This is a genomic window from Prevotella merdae, from assembly GCF_900290275.1.
GTDB lineage: Bacteria > Bacteroidota > Bacteroidia > Bacteroidales > Bacteroidaceae > Prevotella > Prevotella merdae.
The window spans coordinates 1-809 of sequence record NZ_LT985349.1 but is presented as its reverse complement, the minus strand read 5'-3'; the positions used below and the strand labels follow the sequence as shown (position 1 = coordinate 809).

Annotated in this window: 2 protein-coding genes; both read left to right on the top strand. The window is 45.6% G+C overall.

Annotated features, from left to right (window positions below; genetic code table 11):
* Nucleotides 1-470 (top strand): hypothetical protein (locus tag C9991_RS16555; RefSeq protein ID WP_106813562.1); only part of this gene is annotated, 470 nt, incomplete at its 5' end.
* On the top strand, nucleotides 470-724 hold the full coding sequence (locus C9991_RS16550; protein ID WP_010537207.1) for a DUF6926 domain-containing protein: 255 nt from the start codon (nucleotides 470-472) through the stop codon (nucleotides 722-724). The genes C9991_RS16555 and C9991_RS16550, both read left to right, overlap by 1 nt.
* The last annotated feature ends 85 nt before the right edge of the window (nucleotides 725-809 follow it).

Here is an 809-nt window from a genome sequence, read left to right as displayed (position 1 = left end):
ACAAGTTGGCGGAACACTATGGCATCGACTATGAGAAGATGGGCATATCGGTAAGAGGACATGTCTATTGGGCAGAGTTTGAGGCAGACGATGACATCTGCTTGTTGTCCTTTGACACCGAAAGTGCTTGGTCTGCCTGTGAGGAGTTCTTTGATGAACTGAACAAAGTTCTTGGTGGAGAACTTTCCATCAGTTATCGTGAGATAGAATGTGGATGCGACATTTTCTATGTCCATGACGAGCAAGGCTTCTTCCCAGAGGAATGCTGTGTGAGTTCTTCGGGTGAGCCTTTCGAGGATGCTTGTGAGGACATCTTTGACACTTGCCAAGATGCTATTGCCAAGTGGTGTGAGAAGATGGGTATCTCGCAAGGTGACAGAACCGAAGATGAAATGGTGGACTTCATCAACGGCTATGAGTATGGGAACGTGGACACCTATTTTTATATAAACAAGTTCACGTTTGACTGATGGAAAGATTTGAGACGATAGAGAAAATCCCCACATGGGCATTATGCTACATCATCAATGGCGACCCTACGGGATTGAGTGATGAAGACATCAAGATGGTTGATGGCTTCATGCAGAAATGGCAAGTGGAGATTGTTTCTCCACTCAGCCAAGATGGAAACGCATCATTCTCGCACTATCCTGCCTTTGGACTACCTGCCGAGGTTGAGGATTGCAAGGTGATTTATCATTCGGAGAACCCACAAACTTTATAGAGCTATGTTTGAATACGAAGAATTGACCGACATTATCGGTTGCAGTTGCACACTGCTGATACCCTACAGAGGACGCACAGAAGGT

What these genes read in the sequence shown, in the direction of transcription:
- C9991_RS16550 (WP_010537207.1), top strand. Translation starts at nt 470, where the DNA reads ATGGAAAGATTTGAGACGATAGAGAAAATCCCCACATGGGCATTATGC.